Source organism: Streptomyces sp. NPDC086787 (assembly GCF_044745865.1).
Taxonomy (GTDB): Bacteria; Actinomycetota; Actinomycetes; order Streptomycetales; family Streptomycetaceae; genus Streptomyces.
Genome location: NZ_JBIVBC010000013.1, coordinates 74,175 through 101,149, shown reverse-complemented (window position 1 = coordinate 101,149; position 26,975 = coordinate 74,175). Strand labels below are relative to the sequence as shown.

Sequence of the window (26,975 nt, the reverse complement as noted above, 5' to 3'; positions counted from 1 at the left end):
TTGCCGGTTGTGCATGAGGACGTGCCCGGAGCCTAAATGGTTCATGCCTCGAAGGGAACGTGATGTGTACTTCACCCTATCGAGGGATCGAACATGCTTGCGACCCTGGACTAGTCTGAGTTCAGAGTGAGGGTGGCGTTACAACGGCTCTACCAGGCCTCGGTACCCTCGGAGCGGCGAACGAAGCCGGGCCCTTACCCAGAAGGGGCCCATCTGAAATTCAGCGAGGAGCGAACCCGCGTGACTGCCGATACGTCCGTGCCGTCCACAGCACTGCTGGCAGGAGCAGACCGGGACGGCTCCAATTACACCGCGCGGCACCTCCTCGTCCTCGAGGGGCTCGAGGCCGTACGCAAGCGTCCCGGCATGTACATCGGTTCGACCGACAGTCGCGGCCTCATGCACTGTCTGTGGGAGATCATCGACAACTCCGTCGACGAGGCCCTCGGCGGCTACTGCGACCACATCGACGTGATCCTCCACGACGACGGCTCGGTCGAGGTGCGGGACAACGGCCGGGGCATTCCCGTGGACGTCGAGCCCAAGACCGGACTGTCCGGTGTCGAGGTCGTCATGACCAAGCTGCACGCGGGCGGTAAATTCGGCGGCGGCTCCTACGCGGCCTCCGGCGGTCTGCACGGCGTGGGCGCCTCCGTGGTCAACGCGCTGTCCGCTCGCCTCGACGTCGAGGTGGACCGCAGCGGACACACCCACGCCATCAGCTTCCGCCGCGGTACGCCGGGAGCGTTCGCGGGGTACGGCCCGGACGCGAAGTTCGAGGCCAAGAGTGGCCTGACCAAGGCCAAGAAGATCCCCCGCACCCGCAACGGCACGCGCGTGCGGTACTGGGCCGACCGCCAGATCTTCCTCAAGGACGCCAAGCTCTCCCTGGAGACGCTGCACCAGCGCGCCCGCCAGACCGCGTTTCTGGTGCCCGGCCTCACCATCGTCGTCCGCGACGAGTACGGCCTCGGCGAGGGCGGCAGCAAGGGCGAGGAGTCCTTCCGCTTCGACGGCGGCATCAGTGAGTTCTGTGAGTACCTGGCCACCGACAAGGCGGTCTGCGACATCCTGCGCTTCACCGGTCAGGGCACCTTCAAGGAGACGGTGCCGGTCCTGGACGAGCACGGCCAGATGACGCCGACGGAGGTCACGCGCGAGCTCGGCGTCGATGTGGCCCTGCGCTGGGGAACCGGTTACGACACGACTCTCAGGTCGTTCGTCAACATCATCGCCACCCCCAAGGGCGGTACCCATGTCGCCGGCTTCGAGCTGGCGATCCGCGAGACGATGAACGACGTGCTGCGTGCCAAGAAGCTGCTGCGCGTGGCCGAGGACGACATCATCAAGGACGACGCCCTCGAAGGGCTCACCGCGGTCGTCACCGTCCGGCTCGCCGAACCGCAGTTCGAGGGCCAGACCAAGGAGGTTCTTGGCACCTCCGCCGCCCGCCGCATCGTGAACAACGTGATCTCCAAGGAACTGAAGGCGTTCCTCACCTCCACGAAGCGCGACGCCGCCGCCCAGGCCCGAGTCGTCATGGAGAAGGTCGTCGCGGCCGCGCGTACCCGCATCGCCGCCCGTCAGCACAAGGACGCGCAGCGCCGGAAGACGGCCCTGGAGTCCTCGTCCCTGCCCGCCAAGCTCGCCGACTGCCGCAGCGACGACGTCGACCGCAGCGAGCTGTTCATCGTCGAGGGGGACTCCGCGCTGGGTACGGCCAAGCTCGCCCGGAACTCCGAGTTCCAGGCGCTGCTGCCGATCCGCGGAAAGATCCTCAACGTCCAGAAGTCATCCGTCACGGACATGCTGAAGAACGCCGAGTGCGGAGCGATCATCCAGGTCATAGGTGCGGGGTCGGGCCGGACCTTCGACCTCGACGCGGCTCGTTACGGCAAGATCATCATGATGACGGACGCCGACGTGGACGGCTCCCACATCCGGTGCCTGCTGCTGACGCTGTTCCAGCGCTACATGCGGCCCATGGTCGAGGCCGGCCGGGTGTTCGCCGCGGTGCCGCCGCTGCACCGCATCGAGCTCGTCCAGCCGAAGAAGGGCCAGGACAAGTACGTCTACACGTACTCGGACCGCGAGCTGCGCGACAAGCTCATGGAGTTCCAGAACAAGGGCGTCCGCTACAAGGACTCCATCCAGCGCTACAAGGGTCTGGGCGAGATGGACGCGGACCAGCTGGCCGAGACCACCATGGACCCCCGTCACCGCACCCTGCGCCGGATCAACCTCTCCGACCTGGAGGCCGCCGAGCAGGTCTTCGATCTGCTGATGGGCAACGACGTGGCCCCCCGCAAGGAGTTCATCTCCAGCTCGGCGGCCACACTGGACCGGTCACGCATCGACGCGTAACCGCTGTACGGGGCCCGGGCCTGGCCCTGACGCGAGCCGCGCCAGGCCCGGGCGGGCCTCGTGGGCATGGGCAGCAGGAGCAGCGGGTCCGGGGTTCAGGTCGGATCCGGAGTGTGGCGGACGAGTCATGGGCTTCGGTGGGTGGTGCGGACCGCGGGGTTGGTAGGCAGGTCGCTCTCCACCCGCGGGTGGAGAAATCCGCAGGGGAAGGATCCACCCGGTCTCCATCCTGGCTCCGATCCGCTGACCTGCGCGTTTCCGTAGTGTCGGAGGCGTCGGCAGGACTGGCCTCCGACGCTCCCTTCCTCTCACGGAGGCTTTGATGTCCGGGCTCGTCAACATGGTGGTGACCGTGGCCGTTGTCGCGCTGGTGGTCGTGCGGCAGTTCCGCGCCCGTCCGATCGACACCGACCGGCGCTGGTGGGTGCTGCCCGTCGTCCTCGCAGCCCTGGCACTGCGTGAGCCCGGCATACTCGACGCCCACCACCGTGTGGAGTCGGCTCTCCTGCTGTCCGCCGAGTTGCTGACAGGACTGGCCACCGGTGCGGGCTGGGGCTGGACCACCCGCGTGTGGGCGGAACCGGACGGCGTCGTCTGGACCAAGAGCACCAAGGCGAGCCTGGCTGTCTGGGGCGTCGGTATAGGTCTGCGCGTCGCCCTCTTCGCACTCGGCACCATGATTGGCGTGCACCAGGACAGCTCCGCCCTCATGCTGGGGCTCGCGGCCACCCTGCTGGTCCGCTCCGGGGTCCTGGCCTGGCGGGCACAGTCGCTGAAGACGCCCGTCGCGCAGGCCACGTCCTACGGTGACAGCCTGGCCGGGACGGCGTGGAGGGAGCGCGTATGACGGACAACGCCTGGACGCGCTGGCCCTCGCGCGAGGCACTCGGCCAAGCGGGGATCTCGCAGCCTCGGCGGATGCTGACGCTGGCCTTGCGGCTGGTGGTGGTCGCCGTCCTTCTGTGGGGCGCCTTCAACACGCGTCATGTCCACGGCTGGGGCGTGCTCGCCGCCGTCGCGGGAGTCATCGCGGTAGCGGCCCTCGCCTGGACCTTCTTCCGCACCACGTACGCGCACCGGCTGGTCCCCTCCCTCGCCCTCATCGGCGTGCTGCTCGGCATCGCGGTAGCGGCACAGTCCACCGGCCTCCGAGGACCGGCTCTCGTGATCTGGTGCGGCTGCGGTATCTCTGCCCTGGAGCGCCTCCCCCTGGGAGCGGCTCTGCCCGTGGCCTCGGTGGCACTCGCCTCCTACTCGGCGTTCAACAACGACATGTGGCTCACCACAGCCGCCACCGTCGTGGGCATGGCCCTCGCCGGGTATGTCCTGCGGCTGGATGCCGAGGCCCGGGCCGGCGCCCAGCGTCTGCTGGCCCAGGAGCGGGCTGCCCGGGCGGCAGAGGCTGAATCGGCGGCACTGACGGAGCGTGCCAGGATCGCGCGGGAGATCCACGACGTACTCGCGCACAGCCTCTCGGCCCAGCTCGTGCACCTGGAGGCGGCACGGCTGCTCGTCGAGCGCGACGCGGACCGCGAGCAGATCCTGGAACGGGTGGTGGCGGCGCGCCGTATGGCCCGCGACGGCCTCGCGGAGACCCGGCAGGCGCTCTCCGCGCTGCGTGGCGAACTGACCCCGCTGGAGGACTTCCTGAAGGAACTCGTCAGCACCGCCGCCGGTGCCGAGGTCACCGTCACGGGTGAGCGCAGAGCGCTGCCGGCGGAAGCCTCGCAGACCGTGCGCAGGGTGGCCCAGGAGGCCCTGACGAACGTCCGTAAGCACGCACACGGGGCCAGGGTTCAGGTCCGACTGGACTACAGCGATCACGAAGTGGCCCTGGAGGTGCGGGACTCGGGTGGCAGACCGGGCGAGCTGACCGGGTCCGGAGCCGGGTACGGTCTGCTGGGGATGCGGGAGCGAGCCGAACTGCTCGGCGGTTCGCTGGAGGCCGGGCCCGGCGAGGAGGGATTCGTGGTGACGCTGAAGGTGCCCGCATGACGGAGGAGGCGGGGGAGAAGCCGGCCAGGGTCGTCGTGGCGGACGACCAGACGGTGGTCCGGGAGGGGATCGTGATGCTGCTCGGTCTGCTGACGGGGATCGAGGTGGTGGGTGCCGCGGGCGACGGGGACGAGGCGGTCCGACTGGTCGCCGAACTCGCCCCGGACGTAGTCCTGATGGACCTGCGGATGCCCCGGTGCGACGGTGTGGAGGCGACCCGGCGGATCCGGTCGGAGCACCCCGCGACCCAGGTGGTGGTGCTCACCACCTACGCGGACGACGACTCCCTGTTCTCCGCGCTCAAGGCGGGTGCCCGCGGCTACCTCACCAAGGACGCCGGCGGTGACGAGATCGTGCGGGCCGTACGAAGTGTGCTGTCCGGGGAGGCGGGGCTGGCGCCGAGCGTTCAACGGCGGCTGCTGGAGCGGCTGTCGGAGCCGGATGTACCGCGGGTGCCCGAGCAGGCGCCGGACGGACTGACGGTGCGGGAGACAGAGGTCCTGGTGCTGATCGCCGAGGGCCTGACCAATCAGGAGATCGCCCGCAGGCTGCATGTCTCCACGGCGACCGTGAAGACCCACATCAACAACCTGTTCGCCAAGACGGGGGTCAAGGACCGTGCACAGGCGGTGCGTTACGCGTACGCCAAGGGGCTGGCGCACCCACCAGCAGGTTGAGTCACCTGATGGGGTGAAGAGCCCGGAGAAGAAGGTCGGGGATCTTCCCGGTCTGTCCATCCTTGGGCATGCAGTCAAGCAACGGCCGTCCCCATGAAGGCGGAGGCGGCCCTGAGAGTTCGGCCGGGAACCACGCGCGGCGCGACCCGGCATCCCCCGACGTGGGCTACGAGGACCCCTGGTACGACGCGCTGGCGTCCGGCTGGGGCGAGTTGGACGGTACGGGGGCGCCGGCCCCTGTCATGACGTCCGCGGGTGAGGAGCCGGAGGCGGTGGTTCGCGCGCGCGACGTATATCTGGAGGTGCAACGCAGCGCGGCGTTCCAGGAAGTGCGGGGCCGCTACCGCAGGTTCGTGGTCCCGGGAGCCGTGGGGTTCCTCGCCTGGTACGTGGGCTATGTCGTCACCGCGACGACGGCCCCGGGAGTCATGGCCAAGCCCGTGGCGGGCGCGGTGAACGTGGCGATGCTGGCCGGGATGGGTCAGTTCCTCAGTACTTTCCTGCTCACCTGGGCCTACGCCCGGCATGCCCGGCTGCACCGGGACCGGGCCGCGCTCGACCTGCGCTGGGACACCCAGGAGCTGACACGCGGGGCCAGGGGTGAAGCGTCATGACGGGGCATCACCAGGCATTGACATTAGCCCTGTTCAGTGGATTCGTGATCGTCACCCTGGCCATCACGACGTGGGTGAGCCGCAACCGCCATGGCTCCGCCGAGGAGTTCTACGCGGGCGGTCGGCTGTTCTCGCCGATGGAAAATGGTTTTGCCATCGCGGGCGACTACATGTCGGCCGCGTCCTTCCTGGGCGTCACGGGGCTCATCGCCCTGGTCGGCTACGACGGGCTGCTGTACGCGGTGGGCTTCCAGGTGGCCTGGCTTGTGGTCCTGTTCCTGGTCGCCGAACTGGTCAGGAACTGCGGGCGTTTCACGCTCGCCGACGTGGTGGCGGCGCGGATGAGCGAGCGGCCGGTGCGGATCGCCACGGGGATGTCCTCGGTCACCGTGTCCGTGCTCTACCTGGTGGCGCAAATGGTGGGAGCGGGCAGTCTGGTCGCGCTGCTGCTCGGGCGGACGGGCGAGGCGGCGCAGGCGTGGACCGTGATCGGTGTCGGTGCGCTCATGGTGATCTATGTGTCGTTGGGAGGGATGCGGGCCACCACGTGGATCCAGATCGTGAAGGCCGTGCTCCTGCTCGGCGGCACGATCGCGCTGACCGTGCTCGTCCTGCTGCGTTTCCACGGCGATGTCGACCGGCTGCTGCTCACGGCCGCGAACCGCAGCGGTCACGGAGACGCGTTTCTGGCACCGGGACTCAAGTACGGTGGAAGCTGGACCGCGCGGTTCGACTTCATGAGCCTCGGACTCGCGCTGGTGTTGGGCACCGCCGGGCTGCCGCACATCCTTTCGCGCTTCTACACCGTGCCGACGGCCCGGGCCGCGCGTCGTTCGGTGGTCTGGGCGATCGGGCTGATCGGCGCCTTCTACCTGATGACGTTCGTGCTCGGGTTCGGGGCGGCCGCGATTGTCGGGCCGGACGCGGTGCGCCGATCGAACGCGGCGGGGAACACGGCGGTTCCATTGCTCGCCCTCGACCTGGGCGGCGGCGCCGACTCGACCGGCGGAGCGGTCCTGTTCGCGATCGTGGCCGCTGTCGCCTTCGCCACGATCCTCGCCGTGGTCGCCGGGATCACCCTCGCGTCCTCCGCCTCGGTCGCGCACGACCTGTACGCGTCGCTGCGGCGGCGCGGACACGGCAGGCGGGGGAGTGAGCCTCGCAGCGAGGTGGCGGTGGCGCGGGTGGCCGCGGTGGGCATCGGTGTCCTGGCGATCGCGCTGGGGCTGCTGGCCCGTGATCTCAACGTGGCGTTCCTGGTGGGCCTGGCCTTCGCCGTGGCCGCGTCCGCGAACCTGCCGGTGCTGCTCTACTCGCTGTTCTGGCGCGGGTTCACGACACGCGGTGCGGTGTGGGCCGTCTACGGGGGACTGGTCCCGGCCCTGGGGCTCGTGCTGCTGTCGCCGGTGGTGTCCGGCAGCCCGGGTTCACTCTTCCCGGACGTCGACTTCCAGTACTTTCCGCTGGAGAACCCGGGCCTCGTCTCCATCCCGCTGGGCTTCCTCGCGGGCTGGCTGGGGACGGTCACCTCGGCGGAGACACCGGACGATGCCAAGCACGCGGAGACCGAGGTGCGGTCGCTGACCGGTGCCGGGGCGGTGTGAGTGCCGGAGCGGACCGGCCTGTTCCGGAGGGCGCGGTAGCACCGAGGCGTGCGGCGAGCCCGTCGTCACCCGGCCAATGCGCTCGTGGTGAGTTCGTGCAGTGCGACGACGTCCATGCGGGCGGGGGTGCCCAGCACGGACACGCCGCAGCTCTCCGGCCGGGGCGGCAGTGAGGCGCTCTGGGCCACGGTGACGTGCCACGCGCGGCCGTCGGTGTGGGTGACGGTCAGCTCCCAGCGCGGGGCCCCGCCTTCCGTCCGTACGACGCGCAGGGTGTCGGCGCGGTACTCGCCGGCGGCCGCCCGCACGGCCAGCTCGGCCGCCTGCCCGGGCCGTTCCCAGGCAGAGCGCCCGCGGCAGCCATCGAGGACGACACGGCCCTCCCTGACGCCGTGCAGGACTTCCTTGACGGCGTGGGCCTCGGCTCTGCCGTACGCGTAGCCGTACGGGAGGACGAGCACGGTGGGCGAGAAGCGGTGACCGCCCAGATGAGTGACCTCCCAGGTGCCCCGCACGCCGGACGAGGCGAGCTCGGCGGCCAGGGGGCGGCCCAGCAGGGCGCAGCAGCGGTCGCGCTTGCCGTTGGTGCACACCAGGGCGAGCGGCCCGCCCGAGTGGCGCCGGCCGCGGAGCGTGGTGTCGAACGTACGGTGGTCGCCCGCACCCAGGGCGGCGAAGTCGAGGGCGCGCAGCTGCTCCGGGTCGCGGGTCGCGGCGCTGTGCAGCCAGGTGTTCCCGGGGACGGTGTGGGCGGCGTACACGCGGCGCAGGGGCTTACCGGGGTCGGCGTGCCGCCCGGGGCGCCGGATGAGCGCGATCCGCACACCGGTGCCCTCGGCGGCGGCCTCCAGGGCGCGCCCCAGGTCGGGGTCCAGATGGCTCGAAGTGAGCGCCTTGGCACCCCAGGGGCCGGGCTGTTCCAGCAGCAGCCACGTCGTCGCGATGGCCGCGGTCCCGGAGACGGGCTCGTCGAGGCTGCGGGAGACGGTTGCACACCTACTCACAGAGGTGAGCCTAACCTGACTTTGCTCGGAGCGACTTCCAGCCGGGCCTGTGTCCTACTCCGGCCGGGGTTGAGGCGGCCTCGGGCCCACGTAGTGGCCGCTGGGGCGCATCCGCAGGGGGCGCTCGCCGTACTCCTCCAGGGCGTGGGCGATCCAGCCCGCCGTGCGGGCGACGGCGAAGATCGTCTCGCTCGCGGTGGGGAGCATGCCGTTGGAGACGGTGAGCACGGCGAGCGCCAGATCGACATTGGCGTGCAGCGGCGTGTGACGGGCGGTGGTGGCGGCGATGTCACGGGCCGCGAGGAGTGCGGGCTCCGCGTGCGGGATCTGTTCCAGGAGGGCGAACAGGGCGGTCGCGCGGGGGTCCTCGCCGGTGTACAGGCGATGGCCGAGTCCGGGGATGCGGCGTCCGGCGCGGAGTTCGTCCGCGATCACCGGGACTGCGGTGCCCTGTTCGAGCACGTTCAGCAGCAGCTTGTGGGCGTGGCCGCCGGCCGCGCCGTGCAGCGGGCCCTCGATCACGCCGAGTCCGGCCGAGACGGCCGCGTAGGCGTGGGCCCGGGCCGAGGCGGCGACCCGTACGGCGAGTGTCGAGGCGGCCAGGTCGTGGTCGGCGAGCAGGGCGAGCACCATGTCCAGGGCGCGCAGTGACGACTCGTCGGCCTCGTGCCCGGTCAGCCGGCCCCACAGGCGCTGAGCCAGCGGCCCTTGGTCGTGCTGGCGGGCGAATGGCTGGGGCGGCAGGGCCGCGACGAGCGTGGGGATGAGGACGCGTGCGGTGCCGAGCACGGACTCCTCGGACAGGTCGAAGCGCAGCGGGTCCTCGGTCGCGGCGGCGATCGTCGCGACCCGCAACCGGTCGGTGGGCGCGGTGTGTTCGGGCAGGGCGGCCACGGCACCGCGGGCCACGGCGACGACGGCCTCGGGAGCGGTGAAGGTGACGCCGGAGCGCAGCTGCCCCGTCCACAGCCACTCGGCGACCTCTTCGTAGGAGTGACGCTCCGCGAGTTCCACGGCGTCCACTCCGCGGAAGTAGTACCTGTCCTGGTCGATCAACGTGAGCCGGGTGCGTACGGACAGTTCGCCGCCGTGTCCCGAAATTCCTTTGCTCTCGCGCTTGTTGCGCCGGGCGAGCGTCTCCACTTCCCCGGCGTCGAAGGTGCTGCCGCGGCCACCGGGTTCGCGCCTGCTGCTGAGCTGGCCGCGACTCACGTAGGCGTACACGGTCTCCGGCTTCACGCCGAGAGTCTCGGCGGTCTCCTTGGTGCTCAGTCGTCGCCCGATGCCGCTGTGAACAGGGTGTTGATCGCGCATGGGGGTCACCGTAGCCGTCGGCAATGTCGACTGTATCGACCTCATGTTCGACCGCATGTTGAGCCGGTCAATGTGACACCTGCACAGTCATGGGCGGGCATCAGGTCCGCGGCGTGCGATGAGCTGAGCGGAGCATGAGGTCGGGGTGCGCGGGGGTCAAGCGGGGCCGCGAAAATTAACCCGCTTGCCGAGGGATAACGGCCCCACTGGCCACACGGGGATCGATAATCTTGCCCTCGGCCCCTCTCCGGGCGCTCCGGCGAACACCCTTGCGTTCGGAGAGCGCGCTCCGACAGACCCCATCGGAAAGTCCAGCTCGGAGGATCTCTCATCCCTCTGAGCCATAAGGCGGTAGCTTTCCGTGAAGATCGTGCGACGTGTAGGGGCTTCTCCTCGGGAGCGCGGCAGTGCCACGGGGCAGACATGCCCCGACATCTTCGAGCTCGACAACGGCGACTTCGCCGTCATCGGGCGCGAGGCGACCGCGCAACTGGACCCCGAGCTGCCGTCGGACGCCGCACGAGCCGAGTACGAGCGGATCGTGATCATCACCCGCGAGACCCTCCTGCGGGCGAAGCGCGACATCCCCGACTCCTGACGATCCCTCCAGGCGTCCGGCGATCCAGTGATCTGATCCAGTGATCTGTCCGGCGACTCGGCGTCCGGGAGGCGGGAGGCGACGCGGCCCCGGGGTCAGGGGGATTCCTCGGGGGGCTCGCCCACCACCCACCATTCGTCGGTGTCGGCCTCGGTGATTTCGCGGACCAGGTCGTCCATCATCTGCCCGAGGGCGAACTCCTCCGAGGACTCGGGGAGGCTCTTGCGGTGATGCCTGGTCGCCTCCCAGTACTCGCGGAACACCTCGTTCTGGCACATCACACGCAGATGGCCGTAGAGCTCCGCGCGGGTCAGCGCTCCGATCCGGTGGAAGTGGAGCGCGTTGATGTACAGCGCGTTCGCGAACAGGAACTGGCGCTGCTTGTCCAGGGGGATGTCCGCCTCGTACGTGTCGAGGACGGCGGCCAGGGCGGGATCGTCCATGGCCTTGCAGATCAGGTCGAAGTGGAGCCGGTGCTGCTGGGTGAGGACAGTCCTCCTGCGGCGGTGCGTGCTCCGTGTGCCGAGGGTCTCGGTGACGGCCGCGAGCTTGGCTTTGGCAGCCGAAACGATCCTTCCCATCCCTTCCCTGCCCGTCCCTGAACTCTGTGTGGCCATGTCAACCCCCGAATCAGGCGGCCGTCCGCCGGTCGTCGGTGTTGCGGGTCGACGGGAGGGGACCGGCGAGCGGTGGGCGGCGCTTGCCGTCTCCCAGAGTGTGCCGAGCGGCTCTGATCGGCGGGGAGGCGGAGAGGCGGCGCACGGAGGGAAGCGAGGGTCGCACACTCCGGCGCTCTGCCCATCGTCTGCCCCGCCGACGCCGCCAACAACCGTTCACTTCGAGGTGTTTCTTCCCCTCGTATCCTGAGTCGGCAGTCAGTCATCGTCCGTGCGCCGGGCCGCGAGCCCGGGGCACGCTTGCGCGTGAGAGAGGTCGCAGAGTGGGGCACAACCGCGGTCCGCAGCAGATCCCGGTCGTCGTACTGGCCGGCTTCCTGGGCTCCGGGAAGACCACCCTCCTCAACCATCTCCTGCACCGCGCCGGAGGCAGCCGCATCGGCGCCGTCGTCAACGACTTCGGCGCCATCGAGATCGACGCGATGGCCGTGGCCGGCGCACTCGGCGACTCCACGGTCTCGCTGGGCAACGGCTGCCTGTGCTGTGCCGTCGACGCGAGCGAACTCGATCTGTACCTGGAGCGGCTCGCGCGCCCCTCCACGGGCATCGACGTCATCGTCATCGAGGCCAGCGGACTCGCCGAGCCCCAGGAACTCGTGCGGATGCTGCTTGCCAGCGAGCACCCCGGCATCGTGTACGGCGGTCTCGTCGAGGTCGTCGACGCGGCCGAGTTCGACGCCACCCGGGCCCGGCACCCCGAGATCGACCGGCACCTCGCCCTGGCCGACCTGGTCGTCGTCAACAAGCTCGACCGTACCGACGACGCCGAGCGCGTCCTCGGCGTCGTCGGCTCGCTCACCGACCGCGCCGCAGTCGTCCCCGCCACCTACGGCCGGGTCGACCCCGAGTTCCTCTTCGACTGCCGGCCGAGCGAGGAGCGTGTCGGGCAGCTGTCCTTCGACGACCTGCACGACCGCGACCGCGACACGGACCGCGGTCACGGCCACGACGGCGAAGACGGCGATGGCCACGCCGGCCATCTGCACACCGGCTACGACAGCCTGTCCTTCGTCTCCGAAACCCCTCTCGACCCCCGACGTCTGATGGCGTTCCTCGACAGCCGTCCCGAGGGGCTCTACCGCATCAAGGGTCATGTCGACCTCGGCCCCCACGACACCCGCAACCGCTACGGCGTGCACGCCGTCGGCCGCTTCCTGCGCTTCTACCCGCAGCCCTGGACGCCCGCCGACGCCCGCCGCACCCAGCTCGTCCTGATCGGCTCCGGCATCGACACCGCGGCCCTCGCCAAGGAACTGGAGACATGTAAGAGCGACGCCCCGCACGCCGACGAGCACGGCATGTGGGGCGTCCTGCGCTACGTACAGGACGCCCCACATGCCGCGGAATCAAGGTCCGAACACGACCTGGTCGACTAGAGCGCCGGCCCGGCCACCACCGCCACCGTCTTCGCCAGGGACGTGCCCGAGCCGTCCCGGCGTGGGTCGATCTCCGGGAGTTCGACCGGGGTGCCGTTCTTCTGCGCGGCCAGCGCCGGGGTCGGGCCCGCCCAGGCCAGGGACAGGCAGTCCTCGCCCTTCAGGAAACGCTGGCAGCGCACACCGCCGGTCGCGCGGCCCTTGCGCGGGTACTGGTCGAACGGGGTCAGCTTGGCGGTCGTCTGGACCGAGTCGTCGAGCGTGCCGCGCGAGCCCGCCACCGTGAACACCACCGCGTCCGAGGCCGGGTCGACGGCCGTGAACGAGATCACCTTCGCACCCTCGGTGAGTTTGACGCCCGCCATGCCACCGGCCGGCCGGCCCTGCGGGCGCACCTGGGACGCCTGGTAGCGCAGCAGTTGCGCGTCGTCCGTGATGAAGACCAGGTCCTCCTCGCCGGTGCGCAGCTCCACCGCGCCGACGATCCGGTCGCCCTCCTTGAGCGTGATGACCTCCAGCTCGTCCTTGTTGGACGGGTAGTCGGGCACCACACGCTTGACGACACCCTGTTGCGTGCCCAGCGCGAGGCCCGGCGACGACTCGTCCAGCGTGGTCAGGCAGACCACCGTCTCGCCGTCGTCCAAGGAGACGAACTCGGCGACCGGCGCTCCCCCGGAGAGGTTCGGTGCGGCCGCCGTCTCCGGCAGCTGCGGCAGGTCGACCACGTTCACCCGCAGCAGCCGGCCCGCCGACGTCACCACGCCCAGCTCACCACGTGCCGTCGCCGGAGCCGCCGAGACGACCACGTCGTGCTTGGCGCGCCTGACGTCCGCGTCCTGGGGGAAGGGCGCGCCGTCCGCCGTACGGGCCAGCAGACCCGTCGACGACAGGAGCACCCGGCACGGGTCGTCGGCCACCTGGAGCGGCACGGCCGACGTCGGGGTGCCCGACGCCTCCAGCAGGACCGTGCGCCGTTCGGTGCCGAACTTCTTGGCCACCTCGGCCAGTTCGGCGGAGACCAGCTTGCGCAGCTCGGCGTCCGACTCCAGGATCCGGGTCAGCTCGGCGATCTCCTCGTTGAGCCGGTCCTTCTCCGCCTCCAGCTCGATGCGGTCGAACTTGGTGAGGCGGCGCAGCGGCGTGTCGAGGATGTACTGCGTCTGGACGTCCGACAGCGAGAAGCGCCGCATCAGACGCTCCTTGGCCTGCGCGGAGTTCTCGCTCGAGCGGATCAGGCGAATGACCTCGTCGATGTCGACGAGGGCGGTCAGCAGGCCCTCCACCAGGTGCAGCCGGTCGTGGCGCTTGCTGCGGCGGAACTCCGAGCGCCGGCGGACGACGGTGAAGCGGTGGTCGAGGTAGACCTCCAGGAGTTCCTTCAGGCCGAGCGTGAGCGGCTGGCCGTCGACCAGGGCCACGTTGTTGATGCCGAAGGACTCCTCCATCGGCGTCAGCTTGTAGAGCTGCTCCAGGACCGCCTCCGGCACGAAGCCGTTCTTGATCTCGATGACCAGGCGCAGCCCGTGTGCCCGGTCCGTGAGGTCCTTGACGTCGGCGATGCCCTGGAGCTTCTTTGCGTTGACCAGGTCCTTGATCTTGGCGATGACCTTCTCGGGCCCCACCGTGAAGGGCAGTTCGGTGACGACGAGGCCCATGCGGCGCGGCGTCACGCTCTCCACGGAGACCGTGGCACGGATCCTGAAGGTGCCGCGGCCCGTCTCGTAGGCGTCCCTGATCCCGGCGAGGCCGACGATCCGGCCGCCGGTGGGCAGGTCGGGGCCCGGGACGTACTTCATCAGCGTGTCCAGATCCGCGTTCGGATGGCGGATCAGATGGCGGGCGGCCGCGACGACCTCGGCCAGGTTGTGCGGCGGCATGTTCGTGGCCATGCCGACCGCGATGCCCGACGTGCCGTTCACCAGCAGATTCGGGAAGGCGGCGGGCAGCGCGATCGGCTCCCGCTCCTGGCCGTCGTAGTTGGGCGCGAAGTCGACCGTGTCCTCGTCGATCGAGTCGGTCATCAGGCTCGTGGCCTCGGCCATCCGGCACTCGGTGTACCGCATGGCGGCCGGCGGGTCGTCGTTGCCCAGGGAGCCGAAGTTGCCGTGGCCGTCGACCAGCGGGACGCGCATCGAGAACGGCTGCGCCATGCGGACCAGCGCGTCGTAGATCGACGCGTCTCCGTGCGGGTGCAGCTTGCCCATCACGTCGCCCACGACACGCGCGCACTTCACATAGCCGCGGTCGGGACGCAGGCCCATCTCGTTCATCTGGTAGACGATGCGCCGGTGTACCGGCTTGAGCCCGTCGCGGGCGTCGGGGAGGGCGCGGGAGTAGATGACCGAATACGCGTATTCGAGGTAGGAGCCCTGCATCTCGTCCACGACGTCGATGTCGAGGATCTTCTCCTCGTACGAGTCGTCGGGCGGCGGGGTCTTCGTGCTGCGGCGGGCCATCGCTGCCGGCTCCTCTTTCCTGGTCGCTCGCCTACGGGCCGCTCACGCGGCGCGCCCCTTCGGCTCACTCTTGCTGAAGCGTGAACGGGATCTGACGGGGACCATTGTGGACCGCGGTACTGACAGGCCGGGCCAGGGCCCGGTGCCGACGGTCCCTCCCGGTACCGCGAGGTGCCGGCGGGGGCCGCCCCGCGGCACGACTCCCGCAGGCTACGCGATCCGCTGTGGGCGTACGCCCGGCGGGAACTTCACCGAGCCCCCGGACGCTTGCATAAGGTGGCAGGACCGGCAGGAAAACCGCGGTCTCAGGACCGCCTCCGCGATCGAAGGGACGTACATGTCCATGGGTCACACGACCGAAGCCGAGGCAGGCTCCGGGGGCCTGACAGCGACCGAGCACCGCCTGGCCAACGGTCTGCGCGTGGTGCTCTCCGAAGACCACCTGACCCCGGTCGCGGCGGTGTGCCTCTGGTACGACGTCGGCTCCCGTCACGAAGTCAAGGGGCGTACCGGCCTGGCTCACCTTTTCGAGCACCTGATGTTCCAGGGCTCCTCCCAGGTGAAGGGCAACGGCCACTTCGAACTGGTGCAGGGCGCCGGCGGCTCGCTCAACGGCACCACCAGCTTCGAGCGCACCAACTACTTCGAGACCATGCCCACCCACCAGCTGGAGCTCGCCCTCTGGCTGGAGGCCGACCGGATGGGCTCGCTGCTGGCCGCCCTCGACGAGGAGTCGATGGAGAACCAGCGAGACGTCGTCAAGAACGAGCGCCGCCAGCGCTACGACAACGTCCCGTACGGCACCGCGTTCGAGAAGCTGACCGCCCTCGCCTACCCGGAGGGCCACCCGTACCACCACACGCCGATCGGCTCCATGGCCGACCTGGACGCGGCCACCCTCGAGGACGCGCGCCGGTTCTTCCGTACCTACTACGCGCCGAACAACGCGGTGCTCTCGGTGGTCGGGGACATCGACCCCGAGCAGACCCTCGCCTGGATCGAGAAGTACTTCGGCTCGATCCCCATGCACGACGGCAAGCCCGAGCCGCGCGACGGCTCGCTGCCCGACACCATCGGCGAGCAGCTGCGCGAGGTCCTGGTGGAGGAGGTCCCGGCCCGCGCGCTGATGGCCGCCTACCGGCTCCCCGAGGACGGCACGCGCGCGGCCGACGCGGCCGACCTGGCGCTCACCGTCCTCGGCGGCGGCGAGTCCTCCCGCCTGTACAACCGGCTCGTACGACGCGACCGTACGGCGGTGGCGGCCGGGTTCGGCCTGCTGCGGCTGGCCGGGGCGCCCTCCCTCGGCTGGCTGGACGTGAAGACCTCCGGCGACGTCCAGGTGCCGGTCATCGAGGCCGCCATCGACGAGGAGCTGGCCCGCTTCGCCGAGGAGGGCCCCACGCCCGAGGAGATGGAGCGCGCCCAGGCCCAGTTGGAGCGCGAGTGGCTGGACCGGCTCGGTACGGTCTCGGGCCGCGCCGACGAGCTGTGCCGCTACGCCGTCCTGTTCGGCGACCCGCAGCTCGCCCTGACCGCCGTGCAGCGCGTCCTCGAGGTGACGCCGGAGGAGGTCCGCACGGTGGCCGCGGCCCGCCTGCGCCCGGACAACCGGGCGGTGCTCGTCTACGAGCCGCTCTCCGTCGAGTCCGCGGAGCACACCCAGGACGAGGACTTCCCCGAGGACCCCGAGTCCGAGGCCACGGTGAAGGCCGGCGCCGACCAGAACGACGAAGAGGAGACGGCCAAGTGACCGAGCTCGCCGCGATGGAGTTCCACCCCCAGCCCCGAGCGGGCGAGCCGAAGCCGTGGGCGTTCCCGGCCCCCGAGCGCGGCACCCTGGACAACGGCCTGACGGTGCTGCGCTGTCACCGCCCCGGCCAGCAGGTGATCGCCGTCGAGGTGCTCCTGGACGCGCCGCTCGACGCCGAGCCGGCCGGTTTCGACGGCGTCGCCACCATCATGGCGCGAGCCTTCTCGGAGGGCACCGACAAGCACTCCGCCGAGGAGTACGCCGCCGAACTGGAGCGCTGCGGCGCGACCCTGGACGCCCACGCCGACCACCCCGGAGTGCGTCTGGGCCTGGAGGTACCCGCCTCCCGTCTCGGCAAGGCGCTCGGCCTGCTCGCGGACGCCCTCAGGGCGCCCGCGTTCGCCGACAGCGAGGTCGAGCGGCTGGTCCGCAACCGCCTCGACGAGATCCCGCACGAGATGGCGAACCCGTCCCGCCGCGCGGCCAAGGAGCTCTCCAGGGAGCTGTTCCCGGCGACTTCGCGCATGTCGCGACCGCGCCAGGGCACCGAGGACACGGTCGAGAAGATCGACGCGGCGGCCGTGCGCGCCTTCTACGACCGCCATGTGCGGCCCGCCACGGCCACCGCCGTGGTGGTCGGCGACCTCACCGGCATCGACCTGGACGAGCTGCTCGGCGCGACCCTGGGCGGCTGGACCGGCTCACCGGCGCAGCCCCGCCCGGTGCCGCCGGTCACCGCCGACGACACCGGCCGGGTCGTCATCGTGAACCGTCCGGGCGCCGTTCAGACGCAGCTGCTCATCGGCCGCGTCGGCGCTGACCGGCACGACCGTGTGTGGCCCGCCCAGGTGCTCGGCACCTACTGCCTCGGCGGCACCCTGACCTCCCGCCTGGACCGTGTCCTGCGCGAGGAGAAGGGCTACACCTACGGCGTGCGCGCGTTCGGGCAGGTCCTCAGGTCCGCCCCGGACGGCACGGGTGCCTCGATGCTCGCGATCAGCGGTTCCGTCGACACCCCGAACACCGGCCCGGCGCTGGCGGACCTGTGGGCGGTGCTGCGCAAGCTCGCCGAAGGGGGCCTCACCGACGCCGAGCGCGATGTCGCCGTACAGAACCTGGTCGGGGTCGCGCCGCTGAAGTACGAGACGGCGGCGGCCGTGGCGGGCACCCTGGCGGACCAGGTCGAGCAGCATCTGCCCGACGACTACCAGGCGGCGCTGTACCGGCAGCTCGCCGCCACCGGCACCGTGGAGGCCACCGCCGCGGCGGTGAACGCCTTCCCGGTGAACCGTCTGGTCACGGTCCTGGTGGGTGACGCCGCCCAGATCAGGGAGCCCGTCGAGGCCCTCGGCATCGGCGAAGTCACCGTCGTCTCCGCCGAATAACCTCAAAACACCGGCACACGCGCGTGCCCTGACGGCCGACGGTTCGTCAGGGCACGCGCGGCATTTCCAGGATGTCCGGATTGAGGCGGAGGTGACCTGTCTGGCCTGTGGGATGCGCTACAAAATCCGGGATCGGTTTGGGGATTGAAGCGCGCCCGCATAGCGTCATCCCGGCTGTTCGTCATGCAGTGCGCCGCACCCGCGGCACCGGACAGTCATCGCCGAGTCCCCGTACGGCGCGAGCCAGGGGAGCCGGGGACCCATGTCCCTGGGGTGAATCGGACGCCCGCGCGGCTGCGAGGGGGTCCGTAGGAGACCTTCCTGCTCCGAACCCGTCAGCTAACCCGGTAGGCGAGAAGGAAGGAAAGGACCAGCCACTTCATGGCGTTCACCCGCGCCACCGGGAAGCACCGTCGTCCCAGTCGGATGCAGCGCACCACCGTCCACGCAGCCGGCGTCGCGGCCCTTGCCACCACCGGCGCGATAGGCGCCCTGACCGCCCCGGCCCTCGCCGCGGAGCCGGCCCCCGCGGACACCGGTCTCACCCCTGTGATCACCCTTGGCGACTCGGTCGCCGAGCAGATCGACGCGCAGGCCGCCGCCCAGCAGCAGGCCGCCCAGCGCCAGGCGGCCGAGGAGGCCGCTCGCAAGCAGGCCGCCGCGCTCGCCGAGAGGCAGCACGAGGTCAAGCTGCGCGCCGCCCGCGAGGCCGAGCGCAAGCGACTCAACGCCTTCGTGGCGCCGATCGCGCACTCCTATGTCTCCACCGGTTACCAGACCGGCGGTTCCCTGTGGTCCTCCGGCTCGCACACCGGCATCGACTTCCACGCCGCCAGCGGCACCACCGTGCACGCGGTCGGCTCCGGCACGGTCGTGTCCACCGGGTGGGGCGGGGCGTACGGCAACCAGATCGTGATCCGGATGGCTGACGGCACGTACACCCAGTACGGCCACCTCTCCTCCATCGGTGTCTCCGAGGGCCAGAAGGTCACCCCCGGCCAGCAGATCGGTCTCTCCGGCGCGACCGGCAACGTGACCGGGCCGCACCTCCACTTCGAGGCCCGGACGACCCCGGAGTACGGCTCGGACATCGACCCCGTCGCGTACCTGCGCAAGCACGGCGTGAACGTCTGACGGACGCGCCTTCGAAAGCCCCGGCTCGTGAGCCGGGGCTTTCGGCGTTTCCGGCGCGCGGTTTCCTGCCGTTTCCGGTACCCCGCTGTCCAAAAAATATCCATGATTCCGGCCCGCCGTCGGAATTTCCCGTGCATTGCAATAGAGTCACGGGGAATATTGAGGCACGGTCCTAGGCGGAGGTCGGTCATGCGTATTCCGGCGCACTCGGTGTGCACGGCGATCCGGGACGACATCGTGACCGGTGTCTACGAGCCCGGCGGGCGGCTCACCGAAGAACTTCTGGCCCGGCGCTACGGCGTCTCGCGCGTCCCCGTCCGTGAGGCGCTGCGCACGCTGGAGGCCGAGGGTTTCGTGGTGACCCGGCGGCACGCGGGCGCGTGCGTGGCCGAACCGAGCGAGCAGGAGGCCGCCGACCTGCTGGAGATGCGCCTGCTGCTGGAACCGCTCGGCGCCTCCCGGGCCGCCCGGCGGCGCAGTGAGGCCCACCTCAAGGTGCTGCGCGGCCTGGTCAGGCTGGGGCAGGAGCGGGCCAGGAGGGGCGGCAGCGAGGACCTGCGCTCCCTGGGCGGCTGGTTCCACGAGACGCTCGCCCAGTCCTGCGGCAGCCCCGCCCTGACCGCCATGCTGACCCAGCTGCGGCACAAGATCGCCTGGATGTACGCGGTGGAGGCGCCCGTGAACCCGGTGGAGTCCTGGGCGGAGCACGGCGCCATCGTGGACGCGGTGGCACGCGGCGACGCGGACCGCGCGCGGGCGATCACGGCGCTGCACACCGAGCGCGCGACCCTCGCGCACCGGCTGCGCCTGTCCGGCGCCGGTGGCCGGCCGGAGCGTTCGCGGACTTCGCAACATGCTGTAAACATTTCGAGCCCGCGGAATTAACACGCGGGACGTATACAAAGAGATGTTATTCGGGGGCGACGCTTTTTCCTGCCCCGATTTTCAGTGGTGCCCCAATTCCGGAACCATGCGAAGTGGTGGCGGTGGCGCAAAAAGACGGCGGAGCCGCACGGCCCGTACGGGCGACGCGGCTCCGCCGATTTCATGTCCCTATGTTCGGACCGTGTCCTCAGACCGTCTCGGGCAGCTCCTCGAGACCCTCGGCGACCAGCTTCGCCAGACGGTCCAGGGCGGCGTCCGCGCCCTCGGCGTCGGAGGCGAGGACGATCTCCTCGCCGCCCTGGGCGCCCAGGCTCAGGACGGCCAGCATGGAGGCGGCGTTGACGGGGGCGCCGCCGGGCTTGGCGATCGTCACGGGGACGCCGGAAGCCGTGGCGGCCCGGACGAAGATGGAGGCGGGGCGGGCGTGGAGGCCCTCGGTCCAGCCGACGTTGACGTGGCGCTCAGCCATGTGATGCTGCCCTTCACTGTCACTTCACTGTCTCAGTGTTGTCTAGACCAGTCTTCCATATCGTCAGGCACGCTCCCGGTCGTCAGGCGTGCTCCCGCCCTCCACAGCCTGCCCCGCGCTGTTGTCGGACGCGAGCCGTACTCTGGGGCCCATGCAGACCTCGGCGGACCGGCGGGACCGGCACGAGTACCCCGCCCACTGGGAGGCGGACGTGGTCCTGCGCGACGGGGGTACCGCGCGCATCAGGCCCATCACCGTCGACGACGCCGACCGCCTGGTCAGTTTTTACGAGCAGGTCTCCGACGAGTCGAAGTACTACCGCTTCTTCGCGCCGTACCCACGGCTGTCCGCCAAGGACGTCCGACGCTTCACCCACCACGACTTCGTGGACCGGGTGGGGCTCGCCGCCACGATCGGCGGCGAGTTCATCGCGACCGTCCGCTACGACCGCATCGACGCCCGCGGCCTGCCCGCCTCCGCGCCCGCCGACGAGGCGGAGGTGGCCTTCCTGGTGCAGGACGCCCACCAGGGCCGCGGAGTGGCCTCCACCCTCCTCGAACACATCGCGGCCGTCGCGCGCGAGCGCGGCATCCGCCGGTTCGCCGCCGAGGTGCTGCCCGCCAACACCAAGATGATCAAGGTGTTCACGGACGCCGGGTACACCCAGAAGCGCAGCTTCGAAGACGGTGTCGTACGCCTGGAGTTCGACCTCGAACCAACCGACCGCTCGCTCGCCGTGCAGCGCGCCCGCGAACAGCGCGCGGAGGCGCGCTCGGTGCGCCGGCTCCTCGCGCCGCGCTCCGTCGCGGTCGTCGGCGTGGGCCGCACACCCGGCGGAGTGGGCCGCGGCGTTCTGGGCAACATCCGGGAGGCCGGGTTCACCGGCCGGCTGTACGCGGTGAACGCGGCCTTCCCCGAGGGCCGGACGGAGATCGACGGGGTCCCCGCCCACCGCTCGGTGCGGGACATCGACGAGTCCGTGGATCTCGTCGTCGTCGCCGTCCCCGCCGAGCGCGTGCCCGAGGTGGTCACCGAGTGCGGTGAACACGGCGCCCAGGGACTCGTCGTGCTCTCCGCCGGATACGCGGAGAGCGGGCCCGAGGGCCGTGAGCGGCAGCGCGAACTCGTCCGACATGCGCGCGTGTACGGCATGCGGATCATCGGACCCAACACCTTCGGAATCATCAACAACGCCCAGGACGTGCGGCTCAACGCCTCGCTGGCGCCGGAGCCGCCCCGCCCCGGCCGGATCGGGCTCTTCGCCCAGTCCGGGGCCATCGGCATCGCGCTGCTGTCCCGGCTGCACCGGCGCGGGGGAGGGGTGACCGGGGTGTCGGGCGTGTCCACGTTCGTCTCCTCCGGCAACCGGGCGGACGTCTCCGGCAACGACATGGTCCAGTACTGGTACGACGACCCCGACACCGACGTCGTCCTCATGTACCTGGAGTCCATCGGCAACCCGCGCAAGTTCACCCGCCTCGCCCGCCGGACCGCCGCGGCGAAGCCGCTGGTCGTCGTGCAGGGGGCGGGATCCGCTCCGCAGGGACACGCGGTGCGGGCCACGCGCCTGCCGCACGCGACCGTGTCCGCGCTGCTCCGGCAGGCGGGCGTGATCCGGGTCCACACCATCACCGAGCTGGTGGACACGGGCCTGCTGCTGGCTCGGCAGCCGCTGCCCGCCGGACCCCGGGTGGCGATCCTCGGGAACTCCGAGTCCCTCGGCCTGCTGACGTATGACGCCTGCCTGTCCGAAGAGCTGCGGCCGTCACGCCCCTCCGACCTGACCACGGAGGCCACCGCGGAGGACTTCCGGCGAGCGCTGGCACGGGCCCTGGCCGACGACTCGTGCGACGCCGTGATCGTGACGGCGATCCCGGCCATCGGAGAGGGCTCACCGGGGGAGGCGGAACTGGCCGAGGCACTGCGGTCCGCGGCCTCCGCCGCGCCCGCCAAGCCCGTCCTGGTCGTCCACGTGGAACTGGGCGGACTCGCCGAGGCGCTCTCCGCCGCCGCCAGCACCGCGCCGCACGCCACCGGCTCCGCGTCGTACGCCGCCGGCGGCGCGGCGCAGCGTCCCGCCGAACGGCCCCCGGCCGCGGGAGCGGCCCAGCCGTCGCCCGGCGCGGTGCCGGTTCCGGTATCGGTTCCGGACGAACCGTCCCTGAACTGCTCCCGGCTCATTCCCGCCTACCCCGCCGCCGAGCGCGCCGTGCGGGCCCTCGCCGAAGCCGTGAAGTACGGGCAGTGGCGCCGTGACGCCGCCAACCCGGGCAGGGTGCCCGAATACGACGACATCGACGAGAAGGGCGCCGCCGGACTGATCCACGGGCTGCTCGCGCGCGGCCAGGGACTCACCCTCGGCACGGAGGAGACCTGCGAACTGCTCGGGAGGTACGGCGTCGCCGTCCGCCGCGCCCTGCCCGCCGCCACCCCCGACGCCGCCGCCGAGGCCGCTCGCGCACTCGGCTACCCGGTCGCCCTCAAGGCCACCGCACCCCACCTCAGGCACCGCGCCGACCTGGGCGGAGTACGCCTCGACCTGGCGGACGAGCGGCAACTGCGTCACGCCTACGCCGAGTTGGCCGAACTGTTCGGCAAGCCGGACGAGGTGCGGCCGGTGGTGCAGGGCATGGCACCCCGGGGCGTCGACACCGTCGTACGGGCCGTGATCGACCCTGCGGCCGGGGCCGTACTGTCCTTCGGGCTCGCCGGAGCCGCCTCGCAGCTGCTCGGCGACATGGCGCACCGGCTGGTCCCGGTCACCGACCGGGAGGCGACCTCACTGGTGCGCTCGATCAGGACGGCACCCCTGCTGTTCGGCTGGCGGGGCTCGACCCCGGTCGACACCCCTGCCCTGGAGGAGCTGCTGCTGAGGGTCTCCCGGCTGGTCGACGACCACCCCGAGGTCGTCGCAGTCACCCTGGAGCCGGTCGTGGTCTCCACGCGCGGTCTCAGCGTCCTCGGCGCCACCGTGCGGCTCGCGCCCCCGCCCGCCCGCGACGACCTCGGCCCGCGGACGCTCCCGGTGTACTGAGCCGGGCGGAAGGGGTATCGGAAAGGGGGACGACCGTCCCTGTACACGGCCCCGGCGACAGGCCGCCCGGTGCTCCCGACTGGCCCGGACCCCCCTTGCCCACGGACTAGGATGGACGTCATGGCCAAGACCAGTACGACGACCCAGGGGCTGCGCTCGGCGATCGAGCGCAGCGGCTACTACCCGGCCCTCGTGGCCGAGGCGGTGGAGGCCGCTGTGGGCGGCGAGCCCATCCGGTCGTACCTGGTCCACCAGGAGACGACGTTCGACCAGAACGAGGTGCGGCGGCATGTGACCGTGCTCGTCCTCACCGGCAACCGCTTCATCGTCAGCCACACCGATGAGCAGGCCGCCGACGACACGTCCCCGACCCCGTACGCCACGACCTCCACGGAGTCCGTGAAGATCGGCCGGATCTCGTCCGTCGTGGTCAGCCGCATGGTCGCCAACCCGGAGCAGTACACGCCCGGCACCCTGCCCCGCGAGGTCGTCCTCACCATCGGCTGGGGCGCCGTCTCCCGCATCGATCTGGAGCCCGCCGCCTGCGGCGACCCCAACTGCGAGGCCGACCACGGCTACACGGGCAGCTCGACGGCGGACGACCTGAGCCTGCGGGTCAGCGAGGCCGGGGACGGCCCGGAGACGGTGCGCCAGGCGCTCGCCTTCGCCCAGGCCATCTCCGAGGCGACCGCGGACGTCACGCGCTGATGGCGTACCCCTCCGCCTGGGACCACCCGGAGCCCCTCGCCCTCGCCTCCGCGCCGCTCCCCGAGTACGGCAGCGGCTCTCTCGCCGACCTGCTGCCCACCCTGGCGGCGGGCATGGCCGTACCGGACATGACCGCCTCGATCCAGGAGCTGGCTCCCGCCGACCGGAACTGCGTCTTCCTGGTCGACGGCCTGGGCTGGGAACAGCTGCGGGCCCACCCCGACGAGGCGCCGTTCATGACCTCGCTGCTCGCGAGTTCGCGCGGGGGCACGGGACGTCCGATCACCGCCGGCTACCCGGCGACCACCGCGACCTCCCTCGCCTCCGTCGGCACCGGCCTCCCGCCGGGCGCGCACGGCCTGCCCGGCTACTCGGCCCGGAACCCGGAGACCGGTGAGCTGATGAACCAGCTCCGCTGGCAGCCGTGGACCTCCCCGAGCCGGTGGCAGCCGTACCCCACCGTCTTCGAGCTGGCGCACCTGGCGGGTGTGCACACCGCCCAGGTGTCGTCACCCACCTTCGCGAGCACCCCGCTGACCAAGGTGGCGCTCAGCGGCGGAACGTTCCACGGCAGGCTGACCGGCGAGGAGCGCATGGACCTCGCTGCCGAGCAACTGGCCGGCGGCGACCGCTCCCTGGTCTACACGTACTACTCCGAGCTGGACGGCGCGGGCCACCGCTACGGCGTCGCCTCAGACACCTGGCGCGGTCAGCTCATGTGCGTGGACCGGCTCGTCCAGCGCCTGGCCGAGCAGCTCCCGCCGCGCACCACGCTCTACGTCACCGCCGACCACGGCATGGTCGACGTGCCCTTCGACGAGGAGCACCGGTTCGACTTCGACCACGACTGGGAGCTGAGCGCCGGCGTCGCGCTGCTCGGCGGCGAGGGCCGCGCCCGGCACGTCTACGCGGTGCCGGGCGCCGAGCAGGACGTTCTGACCTGCTGGCGCGAGGTGCTCGGCGAGCAGTTCTGGGTGGCCTCGCGGGACGAGGCGATCGCGGCGGGGTGGTTCGGACCCCGGATCGACGACCGGGTGTACGCCCGTATCGGCGATGTGGTCGCGGCCGCGCACGACGACGTCCTGATCATCGCCTCCGAGCGAGAGCCGAAGGAGTCGGCGCTGGTCGGCAACCACGGTTCGCTGACTCCAGCCGAGCAGCTGGTCCCGCTGCTCGAAGTACGCTCCTGAAGAACCGTTCATCTGTCCCCGCTCCTGTCCCCGTCTCGCCGAAAGGTGCTCAACCCCCCATGCCCGAACTGGCGTTCTTCTCGGGAACGATGGACTGCGGGAAGTCGACTCTGGCGCTTCAGATCGCGCACAACCGCTCGGCTCGTGGTCTGCAAAGTGTGATCTTCACGCGGGAGGACCGCGCGGGAGCCGGCAAACTGTCGTCGCGCCTGGGGCTGGTGACCGATGCGGTGGAGGCCGCGCCCGAGCTGGACCTCTACGCGTTCGTGGTGGACCGTATGTCGCGCGGCGGCAAGGTGGACTACGTCCTCGTGGACGAGGCCCAGTTCCTGCTGCCGGGGCAGATCGACCAGCTGGCCCGGATCGTGGACGAGCTGTCCCTCGACGTGTTCGCGTTCGGTATCACCACGGACTTTCGGACCAAGCTGTTCCCCGGTTCGCAGCGGCTGATCGAGCTGGCGGACCGGATCGAGACACTGCAGGTCGAGGCCATGTGCTGGTGCGGGGCACGGGCCACGCACAACGCTCGCACGGTGGGCGGCGAGATGGTCGTCGAGGGCGAGCAGGTCGTGGTGGGGGACGTGGGCGCGGCCGAGGCCGTCGGGTACGAGGTGCTGTGCCGCCGTCACCACCGTAAACGCATGACGAGCGCTGCCGCGCGGGCGGCGGCGCTCTCGCCCGACGTGCTGCCGGTCACCTCGGGCTGATCGCGCGATCGCGGCCGGTCGACCGGGCGAAGGCCGACCGGGCCGGTGCGCGGGTCTCCCGGGCTCAGCGTGGGCTCTGGATCACCGAGAAGACCGCGCCCTCCGGGTCGGCCACCGTCGCCACCCGGCCGTGCTCGCCGTCATGGGCGGCCTTCAGCACCCGGCCGCCCAAGTCCAGCAGCCGGCCCAGGGTCTCGTCGGTGTCGGCGACCTCGAAATACGTCAGCCAGTGCGGGCCCCGGTCGCGCGGCAGCGCGTGCCCCACGCCGTGGATGCCGGCGACCCGCCGGCCGGCCACCCGCAGGGTCAGGTAGTCGAAGTCGGCGGACACCGCCGGCTCCTCCTCGAACTTGAACACCGTCTTGTAGAACTTGGCGACACCGGCCGTCTCGAAGGTGAGCAGTTCGTTCCAGGCGGGAGTGCCGGGCAGGCCGGAGACGGCCATGCCGTGGTGCTCCGCCGCCTGCCAGATGCCGAACACCGCTCCCGAGGGATCCGAGGCGATCACGAGCCGTCCGGCCTCGGCCATGTCCAGGGGGCCCACACCCACGGTGCCGCCGCAGTGCCGCACCGTCTCGGCCATGTGGTCCACGTCGTCCGAGGACAGATACGGCGTCCACGCGACGGGCAGATCCTGATCGGGCGGCAACTGACCGATGCCCGCCACTTCCTGTCCGTCGAGCAGGGCCCGCACATAAGGGCCGAGTTGCTGGGGGCCGGGCTCGAACTCCCAGCCGAACAGCGCTCCGTAGAACTCCTCGGTCGTGGCCAGTCCGTGCGCCATCAGGGTCACCCAGCAGGGTGTGCCGGGCTCGCGCCGAGTGCGTGTGCCGTTCGGGCCCGCCGATCCCCGTGCCTCGGTCATCGTCACTCTCTCCCAGGCCCCCTTGCGGTGGCCGTGTCGCTTCCGCTCTCCGGATCGGTGTGTCGCAGCCGCAGACACGCCCCGTACCGATGCTCGCACCCTCTGTGACGCCGTGCGTCGCGGCGGCGCCGCGGGCGCGCGGTACTGCCGCGCGGGCGCCTGCTGCCGA

At 70.9% G+C, this 26,975-nt stretch carries 22 protein-coding genes and 1 riboswitch; of the genes, 16 read left to right on the top strand and 6 right to left on the bottom strand.

The genetic code is table 11. From position 1 onward, the window contains the following. The first annotated feature begins 240 nt into the window (after window positions 1-240). The 6 genes from ACIPK3_RS26365 to ACIPK3_RS26340 all read left to right on the top strand — a co-directional run bounded on the left by ACIPK3_RS26365 (window position 241) and on the right by ACIPK3_RS26340 (window position 7,254). Entirely contained in the window at window positions 241-2,364 is a 2,124-nt protein-coding gene (locus ACIPK3_RS26365) for a type IIA DNA topoisomerase subunit B (RefSeq protein WP_402573473.1), read from the top strand. Between the two features lie 322 nt (window positions 2,365-2,686). After that, on the top strand, window positions 2,687-3,211 hold the full coding sequence (locus ACIPK3_RS26360) for a DUF1453 domain-containing protein (RefSeq protein WP_402573472.1): 525 nt from the start codon (window positions 2,687-2,689) through the stop codon (window positions 3,209-3,211). Further along, window positions 3,208-4,359, top strand: coding sequence for a sensor histidine kinase (locus ACIPK3_RS26355; RefSeq protein WP_402573470.1), 1,152 nt, complete (start codon window positions 3,208-3,210; stop codon window positions 4,357-4,359). The genes ACIPK3_RS26360 and ACIPK3_RS26355 overlap by 4 nt, the downstream gene beginning before the upstream one ends. Next, complete coding sequence (locus ACIPK3_RS26350) at window positions 4,356-5,036, top strand: response regulator (RefSeq protein WP_402573468.1); 681 nt, start codon at window positions 4,356-4,358, stop codon at window positions 5,034-5,036. The genes ACIPK3_RS26355 and ACIPK3_RS26350 overlap by 4 nt, the downstream gene beginning before the upstream one ends. Window positions 5,037-5,104: 68 nt before the next feature. Continuing rightward, window positions 5,105-5,650 (top strand): DUF485 domain-containing protein, encoded by a 546-nt coding sequence (locus tag ACIPK3_RS26345; protein WP_402573466.1) that lies wholly within the window; start codon window positions 5,105-5,107, stop codon window positions 5,648-5,650. Beyond that, window positions 5,647-7,254 carry a cation acetate symporter gene (locus ACIPK3_RS26340; RefSeq protein ID WP_402573464.1) on the top strand — a complete coding sequence of 536 codons (1,608 nt, stop codon included), beginning with the start codon at window positions 5,647-5,649 and terminating at the stop codon, window positions 7,252-7,254. Before ACIPK3_RS26345 ends, ACIPK3_RS26340 begins: the two co-directional genes overlap by 4 nt. Before the next feature lie 65 nt (window positions 7,255-7,319). On the opposite strand, the gene ACIPK3_RS26335 is transcribed toward ACIPK3_RS26340, so the two are convergent. After that, window positions 7,320-8,258 (bottom strand): sucrase ferredoxin, encoded by a 939-nt coding sequence (locus tag ACIPK3_RS26335; protein ID WP_402573462.1) that lies wholly within the window; start codon window positions 8,256-8,258, stop codon window positions 7,320-7,322. A 54-nt stretch (window positions 8,259-8,312) separates the two neighbouring features. Beyond that, complete coding sequence (locus tag ACIPK3_RS26330; RefSeq protein WP_402573460.1) at window positions 8,313-9,572, bottom strand: citrate/2-methylcitrate synthase; 1,260 nt, start codon at window positions 9,570-9,572, stop codon at window positions 8,313-8,315. A 361-nt stretch (window positions 9,573-9,933) separates the two neighbouring features. On the opposite strand from ACIPK3_RS26330, the gene ACIPK3_RS26325 reads away from it, so the two are divergent. Beyond that, a complete protein-coding gene (locus ACIPK3_RS26325) occupies window positions 9,934-10,170 on the top strand; it encodes a hypothetical protein (protein WP_402573458.1) in 237 nt (78 codons plus the stop codon). A 95-nt stretch (window positions 10,171-10,265) separates the two neighbouring features. Here the strand turns inward: ACIPK3_RS26325 and ACIPK3_RS26320 are convergent, their stop codons facing one another. After that, the gene (locus tag ACIPK3_RS26320) at window positions 10,266-10,787 is read right to left on the bottom strand and encodes a DUF6082 family protein (RefSeq protein WP_402573456.1); all 522 of its coding nucleotides are present in this window, start codon (window positions 10,785-10,787) and stop codon (window positions 10,266-10,268) included. 323 nt (window positions 10,788-11,110) lie between these two features. Between ACIPK3_RS26320 and ACIPK3_RS26315 the strand changes: the two genes are divergently transcribed. Further along, the gene (locus ACIPK3_RS26315) at window positions 11,111-12,223 is read left to right on the top strand and encodes a CobW family GTP-binding protein (protein WP_402573454.1); all 1,113 of its coding nucleotides are present in this window, start codon (window positions 11,111-11,113) and stop codon (window positions 12,221-12,223) included. Here ACIPK3_RS26315 and ACIPK3_RS26310 read toward each other — a convergent pair. Beyond that, window positions 12,220-14,679: a DNA topoisomerase (ATP-hydrolyzing) subunit A gene (locus tag ACIPK3_RS26310; RefSeq protein ID WP_402573452.1), complete on the bottom strand. Its 2,460-nt coding sequence runs from the start codon at window positions 14,677-14,679 to the stop codon at window positions 12,220-12,222. The two genes, ACIPK3_RS26315 and ACIPK3_RS26310, sit on opposite strands and share 4 nt — an antisense overlap. A gap of 337 nt (window positions 14,680-15,016) precedes the next feature. Here ACIPK3_RS26310 and ACIPK3_RS26305 point away from each other — a divergent pair, with 337 nt between their 5' ends. From ACIPK3_RS26305 to ACIPK3_RS26290, 4 genes are all read left to right on the top strand, one after another. Beyond that, the gene (locus ACIPK3_RS26305) at window positions 15,017-16,429 is read left to right on the top strand and encodes a M16 family metallopeptidase (protein WP_402573450.1); all 1,413 of its coding nucleotides are present in this window, start codon (window positions 15,017-15,019) and stop codon (window positions 16,427-16,429) included. Beyond that, window positions 16,426-17,814 (top strand): M16 family metallopeptidase, encoded by a 1,389-nt coding sequence (locus ACIPK3_RS26300; protein WP_402573448.1) that lies wholly within the window; start codon window positions 16,426-16,428, stop codon window positions 17,812-17,814. Before ACIPK3_RS26305 ends, ACIPK3_RS26300 begins: the two co-directional genes overlap by 4 nt. Before the next feature lie 209 nt (window positions 17,815-18,023). Continuing rightward, window positions 18,024-18,182, top strand: a riboswitch (cyclic di-AMP (ydaO/yuaA leader). A 13-nt stretch (window positions 18,183-18,195) separates the two neighbouring features. After that, window positions 18,196-18,948 carry a M23 family metallopeptidase gene (locus ACIPK3_RS26295; RefSeq protein ID WP_402573447.1) on the top strand — a complete coding sequence of 251 codons (753 nt, stop codon included), beginning with the start codon at window positions 18,196-18,198 and terminating at the stop codon, window positions 18,946-18,948. Between the two features lie 189 nt (window positions 18,949-19,137). After that, window positions 19,138-19,833: a GntR family transcriptional regulator gene (locus tag ACIPK3_RS26290; protein WP_402573445.1), complete on the top strand. Its 696-nt coding sequence runs from the start codon at window positions 19,138-19,140 to the stop codon at window positions 19,831-19,833. A gap of 187 nt (window positions 19,834-20,020) precedes the next feature. Here ACIPK3_RS26290 and ACIPK3_RS26285 read toward each other — a convergent pair whose 3' ends face one another. Next, window positions 20,021-20,302, bottom strand: a complete 282-nt coding sequence (locus ACIPK3_RS26285) for an HPr family phosphocarrier protein (RefSeq protein WP_402573443.1) — start codon at window positions 20,300-20,302, stop codon at window positions 20,021-20,023. A gap of 151 nt (window positions 20,303-20,453) precedes the next feature. Here ACIPK3_RS26285 and ACIPK3_RS26280 point away from each other — a divergent pair, with 151 nt between their 5' ends. The 4 genes from ACIPK3_RS26280 (at window position 20,454) to ACIPK3_RS26265 (ending at window position 25,941) form a co-directional block, all read left to right on the top strand. After that, a complete protein-coding gene (locus ACIPK3_RS26280) occupies window positions 20,454-23,336 on the top strand; it encodes a GNAT family N-acetyltransferase (RefSeq protein WP_402573442.1) in 2,883 nt (960 codons plus the stop codon). 120 nt (window positions 23,337-23,456) lie between these two features. Further along, window positions 23,457-24,044, top strand: a complete 588-nt coding sequence (locus ACIPK3_RS26275; protein ID WP_402573440.1) for a DUF5998 family protein — start codon at window positions 23,457-23,459, stop codon at window positions 24,042-24,044. Then, the gene (locus ACIPK3_RS26270; protein WP_402573438.1) at window positions 24,044-25,234 is read left to right on the top strand and encodes an alkaline phosphatase family protein; all 1,191 of its coding nucleotides are present in this window, start codon (window positions 24,044-24,046) and stop codon (window positions 25,232-25,234) included. The genes ACIPK3_RS26275 and ACIPK3_RS26270 overlap by 1 nt, the downstream gene beginning before the upstream one ends. A 59-nt stretch (window positions 25,235-25,293) precedes the next feature. Continuing rightward, complete coding sequence (locus tag ACIPK3_RS26265) at window positions 25,294-25,941, top strand: thymidine kinase (protein WP_402573436.1); 648 nt, start codon at window positions 25,294-25,296, stop codon at window positions 25,939-25,941. Window positions 25,942-26,005: 64 nt separating this feature from the next. On the opposite strand, the gene ACIPK3_RS26260 is transcribed toward ACIPK3_RS26265, so the two are convergent. Beyond that, window positions 26,006-26,806 (bottom strand): VOC family protein, encoded by an 801-nt coding sequence (locus ACIPK3_RS26260; protein WP_402573434.1) that lies wholly within the window; start codon window positions 26,804-26,806, stop codon window positions 26,006-26,008. Between the last annotated feature and the right edge of the window lie 169 nt (window positions 26,807-26,975).